The sequence below is a fragment of the Streptomyces sp. NPDC003038 genome, from assembly GCF_040611115.1.
Taxonomy (GTDB): Bacteria; Actinomycetota; Actinomycetes; order Streptomycetales; family Streptomycetaceae; genus Streptomyces.
In genome coordinates this window covers 1-1,075 of record NZ_JBEXNN010000131.1, presented here as the reverse complement: position 1 = coordinate 1,075, position 1,075 = coordinate 1, and the positions used below count along the sequence as shown (strand labels likewise).

Here is a 1,075-nt window from a genome sequence, read left to right as displayed (position 1 = left end):
TAGGTGTATTGCCCTGTGAGGTTGGGGACGCGGCTGGCGGGTGGTTTGCCTGCGAGGGCGGTGTGTCCGCGGTGGTGATTGTAGGTGTGCAGCCACTGGGGGAACGCCTCGCGGCGTTCGGCTTCTGACTGGTAGGGGCGGGCGTAGGCCCATTCGTCGAGCAGGGTGCGGTTGAGGCGTTCGACCTTGCCGTTGGTTTGCGGCCGGTAGGGCCGGGTTCGCTTGTGGGTGATCCCGGCCGCTGCCAGCAGGTCGCGCCAGGCGTGGGACTTGTAGCAGGAGCCGTTGTCGGTTAGGACGCGTTCGACGGTGATCCCGCACGAGGTGTAGAAGGCGTGGGCCCGCGTCCAGAAGCCGGTGGCGGTTTCCTTCTTCTCGTCTGCGTGGATCTCGCTGTAGGCGAGGCGGGAGTGGTCGTCGACGGCGGTGTGGATGTAGCTGTAGCCGACGCCAGACTTCTTCTTGCGGCCTGCTGGCCGGCCGAGCGTTCTGTGGCCGCCGCCGTCGGGGATGTTGCCCAGCTTCTTGATGTCCACGTGGACGAGTTCGCCCGGGCGGTCTCGTTCGTAGCGGCGTATGACGCGGCCGGTGGCCCGGTCCAGATGAGTCAGGCGGGCCAGGCCGTAGCGGACCAGGACCCGGTGCACGGTCGAGGGCACCAGATCCAGCAGGTGAGCGATGCGGGCCGGGCCCCATCGGCGTGTGAGGCGGACCTTGATGATCCGCCGTTCGGTGCGGGTGGGTGTCCGTTTCGGGCTGTGGTGCGGGCGGGAGGAGTGGTCGTGCATGCCGGCCTCGCCGTGATCGCGGTAGCGGGCGGCCCACCGCTGGGCGGTGGTGGGTGAGACCTGGAAGCGTTCGGCTGCCCGGCGAAGCGGCCAGCCGTCCTCGACCACGCAGCGGGCCAGACGCAGCCGTCCGGTCTCGGTCAGGGGTGCATTACGGTGGGGCATGAGGGCCTTCTGCTGGTCGGTGGAGATGTCGCAATCCACACCGAACCCGGAAGGCCCTCACCCGTTCAAGACGCCTCAGCCGAGACCTCCATCACCCGTCCACAACCTCCCGGGGCAATACA

1 protein-coding gene is annotated in these 1,075 nt (G+C 68.2%); it reads right to left on the bottom strand.

Annotated elements, in window-relative coordinates; translation table 11 throughout:
- Window positions 1–953: IS481 family transposase (locus ABZX75_RS34455; RefSeq protein WP_355418201.1), on the bottom strand; the 953-nt coding region annotated here is incomplete at its 3' end.
- Window positions 954–1,075: the final 122 nt, after the last annotated feature.